Source organism: Paenibacillus sp. AK121 (assembly GCF_019042715.1).
Classification (GTDB): Bacteria; Bacillota; Bacilli; order Paenibacillales; family Paenibacillaceae; genus Paenibacillus; species Paenibacillus polymyxa_C.
The window spans coordinates 142,163-161,556 of sequence record NZ_JAHPJM010000009.1 but is presented as its reverse complement, the minus strand read 5'-3'; the positions used below and the strand labels follow the sequence as shown (position 1 = coordinate 161,556).

Genomic DNA, 19,394 nt, shown 5'->3' with positions numbered 1-19,394 from the left:
CTGATGGTTCAGATTGATTCATCGGAAGGTTATTTTGCTATGTACTTGAAATCAATAGTAGCTGCTGGAGTTCAATGAGCTTATAATAGCAGGCAATAGAGCAACAGCCATAATGATATAGATCACAATTACAATAGCAGCCCAAAGAAGACCTGCCTTAGCGTAGTTCGCTTTGCTCGGATTCGTCGAGCCGCTAAAAGCCCACACAAACAGCATAACAAGCCCAACTACCGGTATAGCCATCAGGAGTAAACTGATCATCCACTCCTTGAATGAAACAGGTGGCGGGTAAACAGGGGCTGGTCTGGATGGTGCTCCTTGTTGATTGTGTTGCGGATTAAACTGGTTAGACAATTGAATCTTCTCCCTACGTGTTTAGTATGTTGTGTTTCCTATATTGACCAAAACATCATACATGATATGACAATAAGCAACAAGCAAAATTCAGTAAACAGTCTAATAGTACTATCATATGATCAAAAATAGGTCTATACACCCTATTGACGAAGCATTATTTATATATTATTGTATTGATATTAACATTTTGTTTTTATCAATTGATTCAAATTAAAATTTACATAAAGCATTCGTTGCTTGCTTGTGAAGCAAAAGCGAGGATGCCCCAAATATGAGCAGGTGGGTGACACAAATGAAAGATAAATTGAAACACAATCACAGTGGCTTGACGGAAGAGCAATTTCTGGCCCTTTATGATGCGAATCAATATGAACGCCCATCCGTAACGGTAGATATGCTGCTATTTACTGTAATGGATCAGCTCCAGCAAAATTACCGTAAGCTACCGGAGAAGACACTTCAGCTTCTATTGATCCAAAGAGGAGAGCACCCTTTTATAGGACAATGGGCGTTGCCTGGTGGTTTTGTAGACATGAATGAAAGCCTCGAAGAAGCTGCACGACGCGAGCTTAAAACCGAAACCAATGTCGATCAGATTTATATGGAGCAGCTGTATACTTGGGGAGATGTGGCACGTGATCCGCGTATGCGGGTGATCAGTTGCGCTTATATGGCGTTAGTTGATCATGAATCCTTGGAGGTACAGGCAGGGGATGATGCCGCAGATGCTCAATGGTTTGAACTGGATTACAGTGTGGCTCAGGAGACGCGGACGAATCAACCGGAAGGTTATACATGGGAGCAAAACATTGACATTACATTGAAGCATGCGGACATCCTCCTGTCAGCCAAAGTGAAAGTAACTGAAATTCTTAAGGGGAAAACCATAGAAATCAAGCGAGAAGTGCTGGAGTCACAGGGAATTGCTTTTGATCATGCCAAAATTATTGCCTATGGTATTGAGCGTCTGCGCAGCAAAATTGAATATACAGATATTGCGTTTCACCTGATGCCAGCTCTGTTTACACTGAGTGAACTTCAGCAGGTGTATGAAATTATTTTAGGTAAGGAGCTGTTGGCCGCAGCTTTTCGTCGCAAAATAGCAGATCTCGTGGAAGAAACCAATGAATACAGGAAGGCGGCCGGACATCGTCCGTCCAAATTATACCGATTTAAGCCACGGTCACGTTTTATATAGCATAAAAGAAAGAAGAAGTGAGGAATATTTATGGAAAATTTTACATTTTTTTATCGCAGTCATTCGCCATTTTCGCAATGGTACCCTTGTGAATTTGTCGTGGATGGGTTGGAGTTTAACTGTGCCGAGCAATATATGATGCTAAAAAAAGCGCAGCTTTTTGGAGACGAAGAGGCAGCCCTGAAAATTATGCAAGCCCCCACCCCAAGGGAGCAAAAAGCCCGTGGTCGCAGTGTGCGCGGATTTGACCAATCCTTGTGGGAAGCAAATTGCCAGCAAATCGTGTATGACGGAAATTATGCCAAGTTCACCCAAAATCAGAATTTGCTCAAGCACCTGCTTAAAACGAAGGGAACTACTCTGGTTGAGGCTAGTCCGACGGACACCATTTGGGGTGTAGGCTTAGCTGAAAATGATGCTCGTATACGGCACCGGAAGCTATGGCGGGGTACGAACTGGCTGGGGGAAATATTGACGAATTTACGTGAGGATCTATTGCAAAAGGAGGATTAGTCACCATGAAAAACACAATGAATTCCCGGAGTAATCGGGATGTTCGATCATATATGGCGCATGAAACACTGTCCATTTTGGAAAATGGGCATTATACGAATACCAAACAGGTACAAGTAAATATAGCAAAAGAGGTAGAAAATGCGGTCACAGGCTCGAAGCTATATAGACCTTCTCAACTGGTAGCCATAAAGCAAGAGGCAGAGCAAAGAATAAAAACTATATGGGTAGATTCTTCCGATGTAGGCGCACAGGCGATCATTGGAAAGCTGGAAGTTACGGGAGAAAGTACGTTGCAGGCCGCACATAGACTCCAGGTCGAGGAGAAGCGGGAACACGTAGCATGTTTGAATTTTGCATCAGCCAAAAACCCAGGAGGTGGATTCCTCGGAGGCAGCCAGGCTCAAGAGGAAAGCTTGGCTCGTTCGTCCGCGCTGTATCCTTGCATTTCACAAATGGAGGAAATGTATCAACATAATCGGAAGCTGCGGAGCTGTTTTTATTCAGATTATATGATTTATTCTCCCCAAGTTCCTGTTTTTCGGGATGATCAGGGAACATTGCTGGAAAATCCGTATTTAGTCGATTTCCTGACCGCGCCTGCTGTGAATGCTGGAGTCGTGCGTGAACGGGAGCCAGAGCAGGTCAATCGGATTGGAGAAGTCATGTTGGAGCGTATCCGTTATATTTTGGGAATGGCCATGCAAAATGGTGTAGAACATCTTGTGCTTGGTGCTTATGGTTGTGGGGTATTCCGCAATAAGCCGGAAGAGGTTGCCGACTGGTTTAAGCAAGTGCTTGTAGCTGAAGGATATGGACTGCTGTTTGAACAGATTGTTTTTGCAGTATTGGACCACAAAACAGAGCAGCGTACTTTAAACAGTTTTAAAAATGCTCTATCCTGATATCAGAGACATATTAACCATTAATACTGATGAAATAGGAGAGTGCTGAATGAACCCATCTTCCAACATTACCTGGCATGTATCAGAAGTGGATAAGCAAGCTCGACAGCTTCTGAACGGACATAAGAGTCCGGTGCTTTGGTTTACGGGGCTGTCTGGCTCGGGAAAGTCAACGGTATCCTCCACACTCGAAAAAGCATTATATGCACGAGGGATACGTACGTTTATTTTGGATGGGGATAATGTTCGGCATGGTTTGAATCGCAATTTGGGTTTCCTACCCGCTGACCGCAAAGAAAATATTCGTCGTATAGCGGAAGTGTCCAAGCTAATGGCACATGCGGGTGTTCTAACAATTTGCGCTACCATTTCGCCTTATCGCGAGGATCGTGAAATGGTAAAGGGCATTTTACAACAGGAAGGCTGCTACGAGATTTATATCCAATGCAGTCTAGAGGAATGTGAACGTCGTGATCCAAAAGGAATGTACAAGAAAGCACGAGCCGGAGAAATTCATCATTTTACGGGGATTGATGCTCCATATGAAGTACCGCTGGAACCTGATTTAATCATATCCACTGAAGGTCGGGAGGTAAGTCAGTCGGTACAGGATATTCTGGACTTTCTCGATAGAAAGCAGCTCCTATTATGATTTTATGATGAATTCCATATGAACATTGTCTGAAAGTCTCCATAACAAAACCTAAGAAGTGATCAATGTAATTATTACAGAACGTAAAAAATTCAAGTCATTTTATTGTAAATAAATAGAGCATTGTACTACGGCAAGCCTTATGGGGCTTGCTTTTTCTTTTTTAAGTTAAACTAATTCTAAATCCTAGATTATAATAATTATAAAAAAGTATTGATTTTTATTTGTGCACAATTTATAGTGAAAAGCACATGGTCAACCAATTCATTCAAGAGGTGATTTCAATTATGAGTAACCAACCAACGAACCTGACTACAAGCTGGGGCGCTCCTGTTGGAGATAATCAGAATTCGATTACAGCAGGCTCACGTGGTCCCACATTAATTCAGGATGTGCATCTGCTGGAGAAACTGGCGCATTTTAACCGGGAGCGTGTGCCGGAACGCGTTGTTCATGCTAAAGGTGCCGGGGCGCACGGATATTTTGAAGTCACTAATGATTTGTCTTCATATACAAAAGCAAGCTTCTTGTCCGAAGTGGGCAAGCGTACACCGATGTTTATCCGTTTTTCTACTGTGGCAGGTGAGTTAGGCTCGTCCGATACTGTACGTGATCCACGTGGATTTGCGGTAAAGTTTTATACAGAAGACGGAAACTATGATCTCGTGGGCAATAATACGCCTGTTTTCTTTATTCGAGATGCCATTAAATTTCCTGACTTTATTCATACGCAAAAACGTCATCCCCAAACGCATCTAAAAAACCCGAATGCGGTCTGGGATTTCTGGTCCCTATCTCCTGAATCACTGCATCAGGTAAGTATCCTGATGTCTGACCGCGGTATTCCCGCTACACTTAGACATATGCATGGTTTTGGCAGCCACACATTCAAGTGGGTAAACGCCCAGGGACAGGCCGTATGGGTGAAATATCATTTTAAAACAGAACAAGGTATACAAAATCTTGATGTGGATTTAGCTGCGAAAATTGCCGGTGAAAACCCGGATTATCATATACAAGATTTGTTTAATGCGATTAAAAAGGGCGATTTCCCGGCATGGAAACTTTATGTGCAGATTATGCCTATAGAAGATGCGGATACGTACCGTTTTGATCCATTCGATGTGACCAAAGTATGGTCTCAAAAGGATTACCCGCTGATCGAGGTAGGACGCATGGTGCTGAATCGCAATCCTGAGAACTACTTTGCTGAGGTAGAGCAGGCGACATTCTCACCGGGTTCATTTGTTCCAGGTATTGAGGCATCCCCGGATAAGATGCTGCAAGGACGCTTGTTTGCCTATGGTGACGCACATCGCTACCGTGTAGGCGCAAACCATAATGCGTTGCCAATCAATCGGCCGCATGCGGAAGTACACAACTACCAACGCGATGGTGCATTGCGCAGTGACAGTAATGGCGGGGGATCTGTCTATTATGAGCCTAATAGTCTCGGTGGACCGAAAGAATCACCAGCTCACAAAATTGCTCCTTTTGAAGTGTCTGGCGAGGCACAAAGTGTAGCCTATGATCATCACGATCACTACACACAACCAGGGGACCTGTACCGCTTGCTCAGTGAAGAGGAGCGCTCACGCCTGGTCCGAAACATCGTAAATGCGATGAAGCCTGTAGAAAGTGATGAAATCAAACTGCGTCAGATCGGTCATTTCTATAAAGCTGATCCTGAATACGGACGTCGTGTAGCGGATGGTCTGGGCTTGACCGTTCCACAAGGCGAGTAGAAGGATTGGTAAACTCCTATCCTAAGAACCGTATGAATAAATAATAAAAGGATGTCCCCACACCACGTACATGGTGGATGGGACATCCTTTGTTTTTGAGATCGATGTAAAGCAGGTGCTGCTAAATCCTCTTCAACCGAGGCAAATAGATCACCAGAAACAGTGACCGTCCCAGGGCAAAGATGATAAAGGATAACCAAAGTCCATGATTCCCAAAATGGGGAACGCACCAGAAGAGAGCGATCAAAAAGCAGACCAGTGAAATCAGCATCGAATTACGGATCGGATACGTTACCGTCATCCCTGTAAATACACCATAGAATACCAGTCCCAGCCCTGCTGCTAGGGGAAAGACCACCAGCCACCCATTGTAAGGAGTTGTCAGGCTAATCACTGTAGCGTTCCCCGTAAATAGCGAGATCAGCGGCTCTTTCAGTGCAAGGTACAATCCTCCCGTCACTACACCGGTAACCAGTGTCCAAAACCAGGACAAATGAATAACTCTTTGCAGCATTTTACGATCTCCGGCACCACGAGCCTGACCCGTCATGATGCTACTGGCGTTGGCGAATCCATCAAAAAAGTAAGCCATAATGTAATGGATCTGCAACAAAATAGCATTTGCCGCCAACTGATCGGTTCCAAAGCTCGCACTGCGCGCCGTAAACAGATTAAACATCGTCAACAGGCAGGCAGTACGAATCATGAGATCAAGGTTCGTCGCCATGACACTTTTCAACTCTGAGGCACCGAACCATTCTCGCCAATTCCTCTGTCCACTGCGCTTCCATTCTCTCCAAATCGGTGAACGGAACACCAGTGCAAGACCCAATACACATGCAAGAGCTTCTGCAATCAGAGTAGCGCTTGCGACCCCAGTGACATTCCAATGCATGATCTGTGTAAATACAAGAGCTAATAGCATATTGATTACATTCATTGATATTTGTAAAAATAATGTAGCTTTCACGCGGGACAATCCCATCAGCCATCCGAGCAGCACATAGTTCACCAATGTAAGGGGTGCTCCCCAAATGCGGATGTTAAAATAAATTGCAGCTTGCTCTGCCACATCCTGAGCTGGACGGATAAGCTGGAGAGAAGCTAGCAAGATGGGCTTCTGCAAGACAATAAATACTGCACTGATGAGTAGAGCTATAGCCAGTGGGCGCATAAGAGCAGCTATGCCTTGGTCGTTATTTTGTGCACCTGCGGCTTGTGCTGTGAAAGCTGACGTACTGACTCGCAGAAAGCCAAACAGCCAATATAAAGTATTGAAAATAAGAGTACCGACTGCCACGCCGCCTAAATAGGCAGACTGGCTCAAATGACCGATTACTGCTGTATCCACCGCACCGAGTAGCGGGGTAGTAATCGTCGAAATAATTAAAGGGATTGCTAAAGCAAGATAGGCTCGGTGGGAAGGCAGCATGTTGAAAAAACCTCCAGTAATGATTGTGTATAGGGAAGCCGATCCGAATGAAATAATGCTTCCTTGGAAAAATGCTCAAGCACACGGCCTTCTTTCATAACCAAGATTCGATCACTCATAAAGTGCACAGCCGCCAGATCATGCGAGATAAACAGATAAGCCAGTCCAAACTCATCCTGCAAATCCTTGAGCAGGTTTAAAACGGTGGCTTGTGTGGTCACATCCAAACTTGCAGTCGGCTCGTCCAATACGATAAATTCCGGTTCTGTACTAATGGCGCGTGCAATGGTTACACGCTGCTTTTCCCCACCGCTGAGCTGATGTGGAAACTTATCCAGGTAGCTTGCCGGAAGCTTTACCATACCTAGCAGTTGTTCTGCTATATTCCAACGTCCAGAGGGCATCCCCGCCATAAAGGAAGGAACATAGCATTTAAGCTGATCCAATGGCTCCAGCAGGGATTGCAAAATGGTTAGTCTGGGGTTCAAAGCTGCGGATGGATGTTGAAATACCGCCCCCAGTCTGCTGCGAATCCGTTTTAATTCACTTCGCTTTAATCCTCGAATGGACTGTCCATCCAGTTTAAGCTCACCTTGATCAAACGTGTCCAATGTCAAAATACAGCGAGCAAGTGTGCTTTTCCCACTGCCGCTTTCTCCGACAACACCCAGACATTCTCCGGGTGAGACCGACAGAGCAACATCGTGCAGTACAGTTTTGCCCCCAGCGTAAGCCTTCGTCAAACCGGAGACGGTAACAACAGGATGGGGGCTGTCTTGCCACTGAGCGCAGGCGGCTTGATTATTCATGTAATATGCTCCTTTCCGGTGCAAGCTGTTCATCGGTGCTGTTGCATGGCAAACGTGAAGGAGCGTCTGGAGACAGCGGCGGAATAGCCGCCAGTAAGCGACGCGTATATGGATGGGCTGGATGGTCCAGCACCGCTTGCGTTTGACCAGCTTCAAGCAAAACACCTGTACGCATTACTGCAACTCGATCCGCATACTTCCGTACATGCCGTAGATCGTGAGTGATCCACAAGACGGAAATCCCCGTTTCCATCCGGATTTGGTCAATGAGCTGGAGTACTCGGTGTGCAGTGAGCGTATCCAGCGCAGTTGTTGGCTCGTCGGCAATGAGCAGCTTTGGCTCTAGAAGCAGTGCAGCTGCAATAGCTGCTCGCTGCAATTGACCGCCGCTGAGCTCGAATGGATAGCTGCGGTACACACGCTCGGCGGGAAGCTGTACGTGCTCCAACACCTCAAGACAGCGCTGCTTACGCGCTTTACGGTCTTGCTTGCCGTGAGCACGCATCAGCTCGTCGAGTTGGCTGCCCACACGCAAAAAAGGGGTAAAAGCCCCGTGATAGTCTTGAAAAACGTAAGATATTTCACTACCAAGCAAGGAACGTCTTTGTTTAACGGGTAGGGCAAGCAAATTCTCGTCATTCCACATTATGATGCCTTCAGCGCTAACAGAAGCGGGGAGAAGACCGCCAATAGCGAACGCAGTCATGCTTTTACCGCTTCCGCTTTCTCCTGCCAGAGCACACCATTCTCCCGGACGAATGGCAAGCTCCAGTTGTTCTACAATCGTTTTCGCTTTTGTCCGAATCGTTAAGTCTTCAATAGTCAGCATGTAGTTCACTCCTCTGACCGGGTTTTAACATCATAACGGTCGCGTAGCTTGTCTCCAAACACGTTCGCTAATAGCACCGTGAGCACGACAGCTATGCCGGGACCCAGCATTAAATGGGGGGCCATTTGAAAATATGCACGCCCTTCATTCAACATCGTGCCCCATTCGGGAATGGGCGGCTGAGGACCTAAGCCCAAAAAAGATAGAGAGGCGATCATTAAAATGATTTTGCCGATATCCAGCGTAGCCAGTACCAGTACATTCCCAATGGCATGGGGCAGAATATGCCGCATGACAATTCGCAGGGAGGAGGTACCCGCGAGTATGGATAACGAAATGTAATCCTTTTGCTTTTCAGCCAGAACGGTACTGCGCACCAGTCGGGCATAACCAACCCATTTTACTGCAGACACCGCAAATATAAGATTTCCTAAGCCTGGTCCGAGCAGGCCGCTTAGTACAATGGCAAAAATATAATCAGGCAAAGTCATGAAGGCATCGACCACACGTTGGAATACACGATCCATCCAGCCTCCAATAAATCCTGACAGCAGACCGAGGGGTACCCCGACAACCAGTGAAACGATCAAAATCAACAAACTGGTTCCGACTGTCGTCCGTAGTCCTGCTATGACCCTCGATAGCACATCTCTACCCAAATGATCGGTTCCCAGCCAGTACATTGCGCTGATCGGTTGAAGTCGACTCCCCATCTGGATATGATACGGATCTTGTGGAGCTAGGAAGGGTATGACTGTAATGGCTGTAAGAATGAACAGGATGGAGAGTGATCCGATCCATGCTTTGGACAATCGTGCCCTGGTGAACTGCCTGTTTTCCGCATGTACGGATTTTATCATGATAAACGTTTCTCCTTCAAAGCAATTTCAGGATTGACCCAACGGTAGGACAGTTCTACCAAGATATTGAGACATATAATGAATATGGCCATAAAAATTGTATAGCCCTGTATAATGGGATAGTCTCTCGCGGCAATTGCATCCACAATCCATTTGCCAAGCCCCGGATAGGCGAACAGCACTTCGATTACCACCGTACCTCCCAGTAGGCTGCCTATGCTCTCACTGAATACCGTTATAAGTGGAATTAAGCTGTGACGGAACATGTGTCTGAAAAAAATGCGAACCGGACTGATTCCACGGGCTTGAGCTGCTTTGATAAAATCCTGTCCCGAGCTTTCAATCAGACTTGCACGAATCATTCGTACATAAACAGCCGCCATTGCCAATCCGAGGGTAAGAGAAGGGAGGACTAAATGAAGAACGGTTCCATCCCCCATAGACGGCAAAATACGCAATTTAACTGCAAACCATTCGATAAACAAAAGCCCCAACCAAAAGCTGGGAATTGAGGAGCCAATTAAGGCAAATACACGGCTGGCACTGTCAATCCAGCGGTTACGGTACAGTGCGGACATTGTGCCCAACGGGAGAGCTATCAGCAGCATAATGAACAGAGAGCCTCCAGTCAGGAGGAGTGTATAAGGCAGCTTTTCTATAAACTCTGTCAAGACTGGACGATGGGTTAGATAAGATTGTCCAAAATCCAACTGTAGCAACTGAACCAGCCACTTACCATATTGCACAGGTAATGGTTGATCCAGCCCCAGTTGGCTGCGCATATCCGCAATTTGCTGATTGGATACAGCTACATCATCTACTCGGAGAATGCTCCGAACGGGATCGCCCGGAACAAGCTTAAGCAGACAGAAGCTCACAAAGGAAAGAATAAGAAAGAACAATATAAGCGTTAGAAACTTTTTGGCAATAGATTGAAGCATGCTAATTCACATCCAAATCCTGGGTCAACAGATAGTATTCACTTTGGCTGGTTACCCAGTTATGTACGTAATTACGATAGGCCACTACGTTGTTTGGATGAACTAGAAAGGATTGCAGATTTTCTTGGTCAATCAGCGTGACAGCCTGCAGCGCTAGCTTGTTGCGTTGCTCCTCATTCACGGTTGTGTTTAGCTGCGTAATCATACTCGCGAGTTCTGGTACATGCACACGACCGTAATTCAATGCTCCCTCCGGCATATAGGCCGCATTCAGGAAATAGCTTGCATCGCCGCGCGGAGCTGTAATGTTACTGTAAGTCGCCAAATCCCAATCCTGATGAGCGGCCAGATATTCATCAATATTATCAACCTGACGGATATCAATCGTGATGCCAAGCTCCTTAGCGTTAGCCTGAATCAGCTGTGAAATGAGTGGAAGCTCCGCTCTCGACTGGTAGGTTAACAATGTAAGATGAAGGGAGGACCCGTCAGAATTCGTAACTTTTCCGTTCTCCACTGTATATCCAGCTTCTTTGAAGCCTTCTCGTGCTGCATTTAAATCAAACTTCTTCGTAATATATTCCGGTGAAAAAGGAAAGTCCGGCAAGAACGGACCTTGAGCAGGGGTTCCCTGACCAGACATAATATCGCTTGCAATCTCATCCCGGTTGATCAGATTATCGAATGCTTTGCGCACAGCTGTTTTTTTTAGATCATGATTGTTCATATTGTAAATAAGTTGGTGTGTCCGCAGGCTAGGAAGTGAGTCAACTTTAATGGTAGAATCAGCTTTCAAGAGCTCCAGACTTTCAACGGGCGGACGATACACAATATCGGCCGTCTTAGCTTGAAAAGCAAGTTGACGTGCATTGGCATCTTCGTTAAACATGAATTTGGCATGTTTCAATTTTACTTCACCGTTCCAATAGTCCTCGTTGCGATCCAGATTCAGTTCACTTCCGGCACGGAAACTGACAACTTTGAACGGCCCCGTTCCTGATGGGAAGTCACCTGTGGCTGTGGTGTCCATAATTGCGGTGTTCGGATGAATCAGCTCAGATACAAATTCCGGGAAGGGCTTGTCCGTCGTAATGCTCAAGATCTGCCCTTCTGCATGAATATCACGTATATGTAGCGCATTTTTAACCGATGGATTGAGCTTTAGTGCTCTTTCCAAAGAGGCTTTGACAGCTGCGGCATCTACGGCTTTACCGCTATGGAATTTCACGCCTGGTCGGATGCTAAAGGTCCAGTGCTGCCCGTCCTTACTGTCCCATTTTTCTGCAAGCCAAGCTTCCAGCTTGAGATCCTTATTCACTTTGATCAGTGTTTCATTTACTCCAGCACGAACGGCTGTGTAATTTATATCTGCATGAGGATCAATAGAAGGGCTTTGCACGTTGAACAATAAGGTGACACTTTTATCTTGTGGTGCCGTAGAGGATGTGGATGAAGATGATGGAGATGTAGCACAGGCTGTCATCATCACCGCCATGACCGCAGGGATAAATAGTTTGAAATATGAACGTTTAAACAACAGGAAACCTCCTTAATAGTAATCGTAATTTTTACGCTTTACTCCGTGAGTCATATCGTAACCAAATGAGGAGGATTTGTAAATATGTAATTATATGAATACCTATCTAGATTCATAAAAAAAGGCTGCTTAACCATAAATGAGATGGTTAGCAGCCTTTAGGTTTATTCAGGTATTACATTTGGAATGAAAATAATAATTAATTAGTGCATGGGTGCTTTAGCAGTGCCATGTTCAACATGAACTCTGCGGATGAAAAACGCAAGGATCAGACCGATCACGCTGATGACCATTGCAAAGAAAAATGAATTCTGAGATCCGATTACCATGGCATTAGCCATTTCATTTACGGATTGAGGCATGCTGGATTGGCTCAAATAGCTGTCCATGCCTTTGGAGAGAATACTTACCGCTACGGCAGTACCGATTGCACCAGCGACTTGCTGGAGCGTACTCATAATAGCCGTTCCATCTGGGTATAGATCCATAGGGAGCTGGTTTAGACCGTTAGTTTGGGCTGGCATCATAATCATAGAAATACCGATCATCAAGCAGCTATGCAGCACAATAATGAGTACGAGCGTGGATGTCGTTGTAATGCCGGACAGGAAAAACAACACAGCGGCCACGATCACAAGTCCTGGAATCACAAGCCATTTGGGACCGAATTTATCGAATAAGGAGCCCATAATAGGCGACAAGAGACCGTTGATAATCCCACCTGGCAGAAGCACCAAACCTGCTGTTAGAGCGGACAAGGCCAGCCCTTTTTGCAAAAAGAGTGGAAGAATCAGCATCGTAGAAAGGATCGTCATCATACATAAGAACACCATGATAACGCCGATCACAAACATTGGATATTTAAATACACGCAAATTCAGCATAGGTGCTTTCATTTTCAACTGTCGTACAGAGAACAGAATCAACGATATCACGCCGATGATCACAGGAAGCAAAACAACCAGGCTGGTCCAGCCTTCGCCACCTTCACCAGATTTACTGAAACCAAACACGACACCGCCGAAGCCAATGGAAGACAGGATAATAGATAATAGATCAATCTTGGGCTTGGTCGGTTCTGAGACGTTCTGCATAAACAAAATACCGCAGATCAGCGAGAGGACCAAGAAAGGAAGAGAGATCCAGAAGATCCAGTGCCAAGATAAATTCTGAAGTACCAGTCCTGCAATGGTAGGTCCTACCGCAGGTGCAAACATAATAACCAATCCGATGATTCCCATAGCCGCGCCTCTCTTTTCAGCTGGGAAGATAATTAAGATCGTGTTAAACATCAACGGCAATAACAGCGCTGTACCCATAGCCTGCAAAATGCGTGCGATCAATAACACTGAAAAGGTAGGGGCAAGCGCTGCAACAAGACAACCAGCTATTGAAAATAGCAACGATGTCACAAACAGCTGTCTTGTGGTAAAGGTTTGAAGCAGCAATCCCGATACAGGCACCAAAATACCAAGTGTCAGCAGATAAGCGGTAGTCAGCCATTGAGCTGTTGCAGTTGTAATATGCAAAATCTGCATCAAATCATTCAACGCAATGTTAAGTGCCGTTTCACTGAACATCCCAATAAAGCCACTAAGGAGCAGGGCAATCATAATAGGTAGCACCTTGAACGTTTTGGGTTCAGAGGGTGAGCTTGTTTGACTCATTGTACTCATGTTGTTTTTGTTCCTCCAATAAATTAATGGGTATTGAATTATAACGATCGGTCTATATATAATAAACATGCTATTATTTTTTTGTCAAAGTAAAAGTTTCAAATATTATATAATGAAGGATGCTGTATATGGCTGCTAAACCCGAATCATATGAGAATATCGTACAAACGGCGTCGAGGCTCTTTTTTCACCAGGGGTATCATGCTACCGGACTGAATCAGATTCTTGCGGAGAGTGGATCACCGAAGGGATCACTTTATTATTATTTTCCACGTGGTAAAGAAGAGTTGGCTTTGGAGTGCATAAGAAGAGGGAATGAGTTTATTAAGCAAAAATTAAAACAGGCACTGAGTGGAAACGAAAATCCTGTAGTAGCCATTCAGGATTTTATTCGTCATACAGCTGAGGAGGCTGACCGTCTTGGCTTTGACAGCTTCATGCCGATTGGCTTCTGGGCTGCCGCGGAAACTTCCTGTATTAGTGAATCACTACGTCATGCCTGTGTGAATACGTTTACAGATTGGCAGCACATCTATATGGAACGCCTTCAGGAATCGGGCTTGGATGAGGAAAAGGCACACAGTCTGGCAGTACTGATCATCTCGATGCTCGAAGGGGCATTAATTTTAGCGGTTACACAACAGAGCAGTGCTCCTATTTATAATATCGTGGATTACATTCCACAGCTGGTCAAATGACTTAGCTGGTCGGTTTTCATGCGCCCCTAATGAGCTCTAACAAGCGACTTTAGAGAGTCGATGTTTTCATTTTTGAGAACTCGGCTTTTTGGTGCATCCTGGAACGTAATTTTACTCACATTACCAGCACCAAATGATGAAAAGTATGGTAAAATGGAATGAATTTGATTTTGCGCGAAAGGAAGAGTGATAGCAAGTGGCAAAAGCGAAGGTACCCAAACGGCCTACTCGGGATGAATTTGTACTGGAGGAAATCGGGAATCAGCTTGTAGAAGCACAACAAGAGCAATCCGAAGTTGTATTGACAGTATGGGGACGCGAAGAAGCAACCCGCGGACAAATCGTTAAAATGGACCCGAGAACAGGCAAGGTTCATGTAGAGAGTAATGGAGAAACGGATAAAGTTCCTTTTATGGATATCATGAGTGTAAATTACCCGAGAGATTAGTTGTGATTACATAAATATAACAGAAAGGGATGAAAGAATGTCAAAGTTAGGCGTCTCCCTTACAATCGGTATTTTTATGATCATCTTTTCAATAATTTTCGGTTTTAAAGTATATATAGCTGTTTCTGCTGCTATGTTCGGACTTTTTGCTTATCTAGCTATAGCAGGATATCTCAAACGTAACAGCCAGGATGATCCGTCAAATGATGGCTATTATGAATTTTTGGAAAATGCCAGGAACTAATAATTATTATTCGTGAATAAAAAAACAACCGAGTGGTTTACAGCCATCGGTTGTTTTTTTTATATTCTACTGTATAAGTGGTAAGGAGAACACCGCATTGCTGCGTTGACCTAGGCCTGGTATGGGTTTATGTAGCTTTGATCGAGCTGGCATGACTGGCACGGGCTTCGGCTTTCTTAAGCACCTTACGATCGAAAATGAAGGGGCCGAACGGCAACAGCGAGGCAATTAAGGCTACAAGCCCTTGCAGTAGCGTAATTTTACGCAAAATCAGCATGACAATAGTGGCAACCACATAAGCCACAAACAGTACCCCATGGATCATTCCCACCCAGCTTACCATTTGCGGCATTCCGGCTGCGTATTTAAGTGGCATGGCAATACACACAAGCAGCAGATAAGAAATCGCTTCAATATTACCAATGGCACCAAACGTCTTAAAAGCATTTTTGAACATAATACACCTCCTTTTTCTATTACTTAAAATTTAATATATCCTATAATGCAATGTTATTAAACGGTAGAAAGTTACGATATATCGAATATTTACAGCTAGCTCTTAATATTTCCTCTGAGACTAGGGTAACAAGGTTTGCTTTGTATGGCTTAGCGCAAGAAAAAAATGTCTAGTTAGCCAAGCTCGAAGGCATTGTGTATATGGACATTTCGAGGTTAACATGTACCCAATTACTAAAGAATGCTAGTGTCAGGTCTAAACATTTGGTATGGAAATTCCGATAACAGTTAAATGAACGTCTGTACGTTATGGTATATATTTTAAAAGCTGGATTACAGCAGAAGGATTTGTGAGTTTACTTATTTATTTTGACAACATAAAATTTCAATACTGGTATCAAGGAGAGCATAAAACATGAATAAAAAACGTTTGCGTCAATGGATGGCTCCGTTCGCAACGGCTACGCTGATTTTGAATACGGGGTATGGCATTTTGGGACCCGATGCAGTGGCTAGCGCGTTGCCGACTGAAAGGCATAACTCAAATCTGACAGGTTTGAACATACCACAATCACATACCAAATTAGCGACCGTTCAAGGACGCCAAATACCGATCACTTCTAGCACGAAATTGACTACATTAACCGGTCAGAAGCCTAATATTAACCAAGTGATGAAATTAATGTCGACCCAATTGGTTACTGCGAATATTGCGCCAGCAGAGATAAGCAATCTGACAGCGATTCCTACAGAAACAACAAAAGTAAATTTGTCCTGGACTAATCCATCGGACATCAATTTTGACCACGTAAAAGTGGTTAATGTCACTAACGATGTATATGTTGATAACATTCGAAGTAACTCTTATATGATGAGTGGTTTACAGCCGAATACGACATATACCTTTCGAGTAAAGACAGTGAATAAGAGCGGCAACGAATCTCTAGGTACGACAGTACAGGTTAAAACAGCTTCCACTGATGCCCCTGTGGATAAGACACCCCCAGGAGAAGTAAGCGGGCTGACAGCGACAAATATAGGATATAATGGATTTACCATCAATTACATACTGCCTAAGGATGCTGACTTAAGCCAAGCGATTATTTATTTAAATGGTACAGAAATTCAGAAAACCACAGGCACGTCTTACACGTTTAATGTGTTAAATGCTGCTACTGCCTACAATGTAACGGTCAAAACGATAGACAAATCCGGAAACTTATCTCAAGGAGTTAGTATTCCGGTTACAACGTCTTCAGTCTCTACCGATATCGTGCCCGAAGTGACAGGTGCTTCAGTGACATCAGTTAATAACTATAGTGTTACTGTTTCCTGGACAAGACCTAGCGGAATTAGTACGGTCAGTCTATATAAGGATGGGCAGCTGGTAACTGATTCAACAGGAACATCCTATACATTTAATAATCTTTCGGCAAGCCAGACATACACGTTCACGATAAAATCCAAGCGGAGCACAGGTGCGTTATCCTCCGGTGTGAAGCTGACTGCAACAACGGACAGTACATCTTCCAATTCGTCAGAAGTGTCTAATCTTGAAGTCGATAGCAAAAGCGACACCTGGATCAAAATCACCTATGATATGCCGAGTCGAGCAGAGAGGGTAAAAATCTATGTTGATGGTGATTATAAGGGAAATACAACCTCAGAATCCTATAAAATAACGGATTTACGAGAAGGACGCTGGTATGAGATTAAAGTCATAACCGTAAATAGTAGTGGAAGGGAATCTAGTGGTGTAAAGATATCCGAACGCACGAATTCGGATGGTTACTACTCTTCGTCCTCTAGTTCATCGAACTATGAGAAAGCGAGAGATTTAATGCGGATTGCGGAGAACAGTCTAAATGCGTCCGACTGGCGTTCTGCCAGAGATGCGATAAGTGATCTGCCAACCGGTACACGTAAAAGCGATCTGCTAGATCGACTGGAGGCTATTCGCAATAGGGCATTAGGCACCAGTAGTTCATCGTCCGGGACGAGTTCAACTACAACAACTTCCGGCACTACGACGAGTTACACGAACAATGCGGTTGCTTCATATACAACATCGTTCACCCTGACACCAGGAGCTAAAACAGCTTATGTTGATGGTCGGGCTACAACGATAGCTCAGGCGCCAAAAATTATAAATGGGGTAACGATGGTCCCGTTACGCTTTATCAGTGAACGGGTGGGTTACGATGTAAACTATGAAAAAGGGACTAAAAAGATCATTCTGAATCGTCCTACAGACGGCAAACAAATAGTACTTCAAGTTAAGAATTCCACCCTTGCTGTATATGAGTTAAACAACTCCCGAAATTATTCGACGAACATCTCTGCTCCGGTTATTGTTAACGGCTATACCCTGGTTCCATTACGAGTCATCAGCGAGCTTTCGGGTTATCAGGTAAACTATAATAGTGTATCCAAACAAATTACGATTACCAAATAAATACTTCTGAAAAAAGAGTTCTAAAGTAAAAACTTTAGAACTCTTTTTGTTAGGAGATGTATGCGGAAAAACGAAAAGGGCGCTTTTAAACGCCCGCATTTATGGAGCGCGAATTGAGAATTATTTACTTTGTAAGCTTGTTATCTTGTTTGAAAATGAGATCGAGCTCCTTGATATCGTCATCTGTTAGTTGAACATCCAGAGTTCGGAGGTTGGATTCGATCTGATCAGGCTTGGTCGCACCGGGGATGATGAGGTTTACAGCTGGACGCGTTAATAGCCAAGCAAGCGCAATTTGTGCAGGTTCTGCGCCCTTATCTTTTGCCAATGCTTTGAATCGATCTACGCGGTCCAGATTCGCCAGAAATGCTTCTTTTTGAAACAAAGGGTTATTCATTCTTGAGGCGTCATTAAAAACATCATCCTTCTTATATTTACCGGCCAACAGACCTGAGGCAAGTGGAAAAAAAGGAATGAGTGAAATGTCGTGTTTCAAACAATAAGGAATAATGTCTGCTTCTGCTTGACGGACCAGTAGTGAATATTCGGCTTGAAGAACATCCAGGTGTTTATCCACATTAAAAGACTGAAGCTGCTCAAAGCTTAAATTTGAAGCGCCAATGGCTTTGATTTTCCCAGACTTCTTCAACTCCGCAAGTGTGTCAGCAGCTTCAGACAGTGGGGTACGGCTGTCAGGAAAATGAAGAAAGAAAATGTCAACATAGTCTGTCTGTAATCTCATCAAGCTGTCATCCACAGCCTTACGTAATGCAACTGGACTGTTGTCGACTTCCAGACGACCTTCTTGATTAAATTGGGGGTTAGAAGAAGCCTTAGTAGAGATTACAAGCTGTTCGCGGCTGCCATATTCCCGGATGGCTTCTCCAATCAGCTCCTCAGAGTGGCCCATTCCGTACAGAAATGCAGTGTCAATGAAATTAATTCCTTTTTTAAGAGCAGTCTTAATTAATTGTCGACTTAGCGTATCATCGACTTTTGGATACATCATTGAATTGCCTACAACACCTGCTCCAAAACCGAGTTTAAAAGCTTTCAATCCTGTTTTGCCAATTGCTATTGTATTATTCAAGTTCATTTGCTCCTCTTTTGTATAATGTGGAATCCAAGGAAGGACTCTTTATTCACATCTTACAACCTGGTGTAAACACAAGGTCAAGCAGAGCAATAGGATTTGAAAACAGATTAAGTTTAGCTCTCCAGTGGTAAAAAGTTATGGCCAAATTTTTGCCCGGTTAGCAATTTCAATTCGATCATATCCTTAATCTCCTGAAGTTCTTGCATTTGCTGATCAATCTTTTTTTGATAATCGTAAAGTCTATCATACCATTTAATGTCGGATATGCTGCTTTCATCTAATTGAAGCTGAATTATAGGTTTCAACTCCTGTAGTGACATTCCTGCTTTTTTTAAACACCTGATCATAAGAAGTGCCTCTTTGTGTGAATTGTTATATATCCTGTGTCCATTATTTTTTCGGGCTACGGGAGGAAGCAGACCTATTTTCTCATAATACCGTAGGGTATCCTCACTGACTTGGAGTTGTTCCATAAGTTCTTTCATTTTAAAGGTTGTTGTCATCTCGCGTCTCCTCCGTAAAAGACTAATTAAATATTCAATC

Annotated in this window: 20 protein-coding genes; 9 read left to right on the top strand and 11 right to left on the bottom strand. The window is 44.1% G+C overall.

Annotation, left to right across the window (positions count from 1 at the left end):
* Positions 1-51 precede the first annotated feature (51 nt).
* Positions 52-354: a hypothetical protein gene (locus KSP24_RS17145; RefSeq protein WP_043885972.1), complete on the bottom strand. Its 303-nt coding sequence runs from the start codon at positions 352-354 to the stop codon at positions 52-54.
* A gap of 295 nt (positions 355-649) precedes the next feature.
* Here KSP24_RS17145 and KSP24_RS17140 point away from each other — a divergent pair, with 295 nt between their 5' ends.
* From KSP24_RS17140 to katA, 5 genes are all read left to right on the top strand, one after another.
* Positions 650-1,555, top strand: coding sequence for an NUDIX hydrolase (locus KSP24_RS17140; RefSeq protein WP_058830842.1), 906 nt, complete (start codon positions 650-652; stop codon positions 1,553-1,555).
* Positions 1,556-1,585: 30 nt separating this feature from the next.
* Positions 1,586-2,068, top strand: a complete 483-nt coding sequence (locus KSP24_RS17135) for a riboflavin biosynthesis intermediates N-glycosidase (RefSeq protein WP_216975959.1) — start codon at positions 1,586-1,588, stop codon at positions 2,066-2,068.
* Positions 2,069-2,073: 5 nt separating this feature from the next.
* Complete coding sequence (locus tag KSP24_RS17130; protein ID WP_064964138.1) at positions 2,074-2,973, top strand: TIGR02452 family protein; 900 nt, start codon at positions 2,074-2,076, stop codon at positions 2,971-2,973.
* Positions 2,974-3,022: 49 nt separating this feature from the next.
* Positions 3,023-3,625, top strand: coding sequence for an adenylyl-sulfate kinase (gene cysC, locus KSP24_RS17125; protein WP_216975951.1), 603 nt, complete (start codon positions 3,023-3,025; stop codon positions 3,623-3,625).
* Between the two features lie 287 nt (positions 3,626-3,912).
* Complete coding sequence (gene katA / locus KSP24_RS17120; protein WP_216975949.1) at positions 3,913-5,370, top strand: catalase KatA; 1,458 nt, start codon at positions 3,913-3,915, stop codon at positions 5,368-5,370.
* A gap of 121 nt (positions 5,371-5,491) precedes the next feature.
* Here katA and KSP24_RS17115 read toward each other — a convergent pair whose 3' ends face one another.
* The 7 genes from KSP24_RS17115 to KSP24_RS17085 form a co-directional block, all read right to left on the bottom strand.
* Positions 5,492-6,802, bottom strand: coding sequence for an MATE family efflux transporter (locus KSP24_RS17115; protein WP_058830840.1), 1,311 nt, complete (start codon positions 6,800-6,802; stop codon positions 5,492-5,494).
* On the bottom strand, positions 6,769-7,611 hold the full coding sequence (locus KSP24_RS17110) for an ABC transporter ATP-binding protein (RefSeq protein ID WP_013371352.1): 843 nt from the start codon (positions 7,609-7,611) through the stop codon (positions 6,769-6,771). The genes KSP24_RS17115 and KSP24_RS17110 overlap by 34 nt, the downstream gene beginning before the upstream one ends.
* Positions 7,604-8,440: an ATP-binding cassette domain-containing protein gene (locus tag KSP24_RS17105; protein WP_013371351.1), complete on the bottom strand. Its 837-nt coding sequence runs from the start codon at positions 8,438-8,440 to the stop codon at positions 7,604-7,606. Before KSP24_RS17105 ends, KSP24_RS17110 begins: the two co-directional genes overlap by 8 nt.
* A 5-nt stretch (positions 8,441-8,445) precedes the next feature.
* Positions 8,446-9,300: a nickel transporter permease gene (gene nikC / locus KSP24_RS17100; RefSeq protein WP_013371350.1), complete on the bottom strand. Its 855-nt coding sequence runs from the start codon at positions 9,298-9,300 to the stop codon at positions 8,446-8,448.
* Entirely contained in the window at positions 9,297-10,241 is a 945-nt protein-coding gene (gene nikB, locus KSP24_RS17095; protein WP_137078580.1) for a nickel ABC transporter permease, read from the bottom strand. Before nikB ends, nikC begins: the two co-directional genes overlap by 4 nt.
* A gap of 1 nt (position 10,242) precedes the next feature.
* On the bottom strand, positions 10,243-11,778 hold the full coding sequence (nikA, locus tag KSP24_RS17090) for a nickel ABC transporter substrate-binding protein (RefSeq protein WP_216975947.1): 1,536 nt from the start codon (positions 11,776-11,778) through the stop codon (positions 10,243-10,245).
* Between the two features lie 203 nt (positions 11,779-11,981).
* Positions 11,982-13,445 (bottom strand): DHA2 family efflux MFS transporter permease subunit, encoded by a 1,464-nt coding sequence (locus tag KSP24_RS17085; RefSeq protein WP_064964240.1) that lies wholly within the window; start codon positions 13,443-13,445, stop codon positions 11,982-11,984.
* Between the two features lie 137 nt (positions 13,446-13,582).
* Here KSP24_RS17085 and KSP24_RS17080 point away from each other — a divergent pair, with 137 nt between their 5' ends.
* From KSP24_RS17080 to KSP24_RS17070, 3 genes are all read left to right on the top strand, one after another.
* Positions 13,583-14,152, top strand: a complete 570-nt coding sequence (locus KSP24_RS17080) for a TetR/AcrR family transcriptional regulator (RefSeq protein ID WP_216975945.1) — start codon at positions 13,583-13,585, stop codon at positions 14,150-14,152.
* Positions 14,153-14,348: 196 nt separating this feature from the next.
* Positions 14,349-14,600 carry a YolD-like family protein gene (locus tag KSP24_RS17075; protein ID WP_025364962.1) on the top strand — a complete coding sequence of 84 codons (252 nt, stop codon included), beginning with the start codon at positions 14,349-14,351 and terminating at the stop codon, positions 14,598-14,600.
* A gap of 37 nt (positions 14,601-14,637) precedes the next feature.
* Positions 14,638-14,844 (top strand): hypothetical protein, encoded by a 207-nt coding sequence (locus tag KSP24_RS17070; protein ID WP_216975943.1) that lies wholly within the window; start codon positions 14,638-14,640, stop codon positions 14,842-14,844.
* Between the two features lie 127 nt (positions 14,845-14,971).
* Here KSP24_RS17070 and KSP24_RS17065 read toward each other — a convergent pair whose 3' ends face one another.
* Positions 14,972-15,301: a DUF3817 domain-containing protein gene (locus tag KSP24_RS17065; protein WP_216975941.1), complete on the bottom strand. Its 330-nt coding sequence runs from the start codon at positions 15,299-15,301 to the stop codon at positions 14,972-14,974.
* 414 nt (positions 15,302-15,715) lie between these two features.
* Between KSP24_RS17065 and KSP24_RS17060 the strand changes: the two genes are divergently transcribed.
* Positions 15,716-17,755, top strand: coding sequence for a fibronectin type III domain-containing protein (locus KSP24_RS17060; RefSeq protein WP_216975939.1), 2,040 nt, complete (start codon positions 15,716-15,718; stop codon positions 17,753-17,755).
* Positions 17,756-17,879: 124 nt separating this feature from the next.
* Here the strand turns inward: KSP24_RS17060 and KSP24_RS17055 are convergent, their stop codons facing one another.
* Both KSP24_RS17055 and KSP24_RS17050 read right to left on the bottom strand, forming a co-directional pair.
* A complete protein-coding gene (locus KSP24_RS17055; protein ID WP_064964239.1) occupies positions 17,880-18,845 on the bottom strand; it encodes an aldo/keto reductase in 966 nt (321 codons plus the stop codon).
* Positions 18,846-18,964: 119 nt separating this feature from the next.
* Positions 18,965-19,354 carry a MerR family transcriptional regulator gene (locus tag KSP24_RS17050; RefSeq protein ID WP_216975937.1) on the bottom strand — a complete coding sequence of 130 codons (390 nt, stop codon included), beginning with the start codon at positions 19,352-19,354 and terminating at the stop codon, positions 18,965-18,967.
* Between the last annotated feature and the right edge of the window lie 40 nt (positions 19,355-19,394).